Origin of the sequence: Flavobacterium sp. HJJ (assembly GCF_015351475.1) — a bacterium.
GTDB lineage: Bacteria > Bacteroidota > Bacteroidia > Flavobacteriales > Flavobacteriaceae > Flavobacterium > Flavobacterium marginilacus.
This window is the reverse complement of sequence record NZ_JADKPR010000052.1, coordinates 1-3,686: the sequence shown is the minus strand read 5'-3', so window position 1 is coordinate 3,686 and position 3,686 is coordinate 1. Positions and strand designations below refer to the sequence as shown.

4 protein-coding genes and 1 pseudogene are annotated in these 3,686 nt (G+C 32.7%); 1 reads left to right on the top strand and 4 read right to left on the bottom strand.

The window, feature by feature from the left end:
- Positions 1 to 202 (top strand): annotated as a pseudogene (locus tag IRZ80_RS20605) (hypothetical protein); the annotation flags it as partial.
- Positions 203 to 697: 495 nt separating this feature from the next.
- Here the strand turns inward: IRZ80_RS20605 and IRZ80_RS20600 are convergent.
- From IRZ80_RS20600 to IRZ80_RS20585, 4 genes are all read right to left on the bottom strand, one after another.
- Positions 698 to 1,300 carry a hypothetical protein gene (locus IRZ80_RS20600; RefSeq protein WP_194644220.1) on the bottom strand — a complete coding sequence of 201 codons (603 nt, stop codon included), beginning with the start codon at positions 1,298 to 1,300 and terminating at the stop codon, positions 698 to 700.
- 43 nt (positions 1,301 to 1,343) lie between these two features.
- Entirely contained in the window at positions 1,344 to 1,781 is a 438-nt protein-coding gene (locus IRZ80_RS20595; protein ID WP_194644218.1) for a hypothetical protein, read from the bottom strand.
- Between the two features lie 198 nt (positions 1,782 to 1,979).
- A complete protein-coding gene (locus IRZ80_RS20590; protein WP_194644216.1) occupies positions 1,980 to 2,285 on the bottom strand; it encodes a hypothetical protein in 306 nt (101 codons plus the stop codon).
- Positions 2,286 to 2,290: 5 nt separating this feature from the next.
- Positions 2,291 to 2,962, bottom strand: a complete 672-nt coding sequence (locus IRZ80_RS20585) for a hypothetical protein (protein ID WP_194644213.1) — start codon at positions 2,960 to 2,962, stop codon at positions 2,291 to 2,293.
- Positions 2,963 to 3,686: the final 724 nt, after the last annotated feature.

The window sequence follows — 3,686 nt, the reverse complement described above, 5'->3', positions numbered from 1 at the left end:
TGACGGACTTAGTAACAATAAGATTTTGCATGATTTTGACAACTATCAGGCTGCGCTTACCGATTATGACTACAGCAAATATAAAGCCTCAACCAAAGCTCCCGGTTTTGAGAATAAGATAAATGAAATAGCACAGTTTTTTAACAGAACGGGTACTACTGCTTCTGCCACAAAAACGGCAGATACATCTACTGCTTCTTAAAAAAGATCTTTTTTATTCTAATGCCCTTTTGGAACTCGCTTCCGAAAGGGTATTTTTTTTGCCCGATGTCATTTATCCCAAATAACCCCATGCATGGCGTTGGGAACCCCTTTTTTGGGGTTGTATAACCCCAAATTTGGCGTCCGAAACCCCATTTATGGCATTTCTAACCCCATGCATGGCGTTGTATAACCCCAAATTTGACGTCTCGAACCCCATTCATGGGGTCTTTAACGTAAAATTTGGGGTTTTTTACTGTTTTTTTGTGGGAGACGAACAGTTGTTGAAGTGGGATACAAACTTGATGCCTCGGAAATGACAAAGTAAAGGCGGATTTGCAATCATACTTAGAGATATATCCGCCATCTTGGTGGTTGCGAACTTCGTAACCGCTTAATTTTCCACTGAGATAATATTTCTTGCGAAAGAAAAACGTGAGTTTACCACATTTTTCGCCATTTCTTGAAACCGCTGTTAGTGGCTGGCAAAATTAAGCTATTGTTCATCGTTACAATAGTTATTATAATATTCAATCATTTCCTCAATATTCTTTTTCGTAAAAACCTTTTGCTCAATTTTCTTTTTCAATGCCGGACAATCAGAAAAGTAAGCTAGCATTTTCTCTTTTGAGTGAGAAGGAAACAACATTGCAAAATCATCTCCCTTTTTCTTGACATAGTAGATATATTTAACTTCCGATTCCAATAAATTGTTACCTCCCATACGTTGCCCATTATTTAGATAATAACCGTTCTGCATCACATCAAGTATAGAATTTGTAACTTTTATTTGTTTATATAAAGTTATATTTCCTTCATCGGCAACTTGGATTAATTGCGGTGTTGCATTTTTACCAATTTTTACATATTCATATTTTTCTGAGAAACCATAGCCTGAAAACACTAATGACGTTGCCATATCATAATTCCATTCACTTGCTTCATCTTTCTCGTCAACTTTGAAATATATTTTATCTTTTTTTATTTCTCCCAAACCTAGTATTGAAGTATTATCATCGAAAAAAATTGTGGCAGGTTTCATTTGAGAATACCCAAAATTCAATTTTAAAATAAAAAAAAGGAAAACTAATTTTTTCATTGATGTGTTTTAATTGCTTACTAGCGGTTAGCTGTAGTTGTTTTTATCCAATTCTAAAAATTAATGCATTACTTTCCATAGTCGCAATTTCATATGCTCTTTTAATATTTTGAAAATATTTTTGAAGATATTCTTTATCTCGTTTTTGTGATTTATTGTCTTTTTCAGCCCTTTCTAAATAATTATCAAAGTTTTCAATAGATATTTTGTCAAGAATATCTATTTTATTTATTTGAACTTCGGCAGAGTTTGAAAATCCTATAAAACTATCATCTGGAACGAAGGAATTATTTCCTTGTAATATTTTACCAATTAAATTTTTATCTAAAGCTGAGTAAGTTGCTAATATTTCTAAAAAATCAATTGCAAAATAACTCAAATCTGCTTCTTCTTTCAAATCTGATATATTTGAAAATTTTTCAGCTATCTGTTTTTTTAGTTCGTTGTTTGTAACTTTATAAATTGCTCCTGTTTGTGACATACTTGCTTTTATGTTTTGTTATACTTCTCAAATTTTCAAATTCTGCTGGACAATTCTAACTAACGTTTGGTCGCTTGGCTATGTGGCGGATTAAGGAAGCAAAATCTTTCGGTTAATGACTAATTTTCCAAGTACAAAATCATCTTTAAATTAAGCCAAATCCCGCCATATTGCCAAACGACGGTTAGCAGAAGTTTTTTAGGTTAATATTCCACTTAATAGTAAAATAATTGCAATAAATATTCCCCAATATTCAGCTTTAATCCAATAAACTGTGTTTTTGTGTTCTACATAAATTTCTTCTCCAGTTTGTTTATCTAAATATTTATATGGGTTGCCTTTATGTTCTTTATATGAAATATAAGCAAAGATTAACTCTAATAATGCTGTCATTAAACAACCATAAAACCACCAATTAGTTTTTCCTAATGTAAAAGCACATAAAAGAAAAACGCAAATTGGAATCAAATAAACTAAATAGCCTTTCCCTTGATAAAATATCATAATAATTATTTTACTCTTACAAATCTTTCTTCTTGTTTGAATAATTTATGTAAAGTTGAAGAGGGTAATAAACTTAACAAAATTAATATCCCTAATAAACCACTCCCTAAAATAACCAAAATACAAGTTGAAGAACTCCAAAATTTAGCCCCTTTTACTAATAGAATACAATTGTCGGAAATTTTGTAACCGCCATCAATTAATATTTTTTTTGTTTCTTGGTCAATCAAAGATTGGTCAAATTTACCCTCAATTATTTTCTTTTCGTTGAAATAAGTTTTTAAAGTAGTCTCACTTACATCTGGGTCTTTTACTACAATGTTACAAGGTGTGTTTTTTAAGTCATTAATATTGTTAAAACCTTTTTTTAAATTATAAACTGGGTAAATAATAGCTGAAAGTGTAGGTTCTTCATTTTTCTTCTGATACATTTCTTCAACATACATTTCGCCAACTGGTTCTACATCTGAAATTCTTAAATAAAGTGGTAGGTCTTCTTTTTTGGATTCTATAATTTGATTTTCAGTATAACTTTTGGTTTTTCCTACATTAAGATTAAAAATTAAATCAGGTATCGCCTCAAAAAAAAGAAGACCACAACAAAGAGCAATACCAAGTCCTCGTAAAATAATACCAAATCTTTTCAGAAGTAATGTAATTGATAATAATAATTTCATTTTTTATTGTTTTAAATTGTTAAATGTTTGTTCGGTTTTTTGGAAAATTTCTGCCAACGTCCCCTTGCTACAAGAGGTTTGGGGTTAAATTAAGCCTTATTTTCGGATTTGCCTAAACTTCCCAAATACAAGACCATTTTTAAATTAAGCCAAATGTCCAAATCTCTTGTAGCAAGTGTGTGTGCCCTGCATGAGCAGGACACACGCTGTAAGCTTTGATAAAAATTGAAAAATACAAATTTCCAATTAGAAAACAAATCTTACAGCGTGTTATTTTTCCAGAGGGTGCAAGTCCCTTATGGACGGATTGAAAACCCGAACCATTAGTACGTCGCAAGCTGGTTTACCGTGAGGTATGCAGTGAAGGAAGCGAAACGGCAAAATCTGGTACTGACGAACAGAAAAGTCATAGGAGGCAAGTCAGCGAGGATAAGCGTCCACACCAACGCGACGTCCGAAGATTACCAAAATCGTTGATTTGTAGATGGCTCAGGAATTGGATGAAGGAGAAAGCTCTTACCAGGGGAGGTCTCTTAAATGTCGAGAACATTAGAAAGAGAAGTCAGCAGAGGTCATAGTACTTGGGGCAACGAGTTGCGAATAGATACCGCACAGGACTCACAAACAAGGAAGGACTGAACGCAAATCTCCAAGAAATTCGATTAGGAAAGTTTACTTAGCCTAATCTTAAAGTAAATTATGGAGAGCCCAAAAGGTGTAAAGA

Bases quoted from the DNA above. Each gene is read 5' to 3' on its own strand.
- IRZ80_RS20595 (WP_194644218.1), bottom strand. From the start codon at position 1,781: ATGTCACAAACAGGAGCAATTTATAAAGTTACAAACAACGAACTAAAA.
- IRZ80_RS20590 (WP_194644216.1), bottom strand. From the start codon at position 2,285: ATGATATTTTATCAAGGGAAAGGCTATTTAGTTTATTTGATTCCAATT.
- IRZ80_RS20600 (WP_194644220.1), bottom strand. From the start codon at position 1,300: ATGAAAAAATTAGTTTTCCTTTTTTTTATTTTAAAATTGAATTTTGGG.
- IRZ80_RS20585 (WP_194644213.1), bottom strand. From the start codon at position 2,962: ATGAAATTATTATTATCAATTACATTACTTCTGAAAAGATTTGGTATT.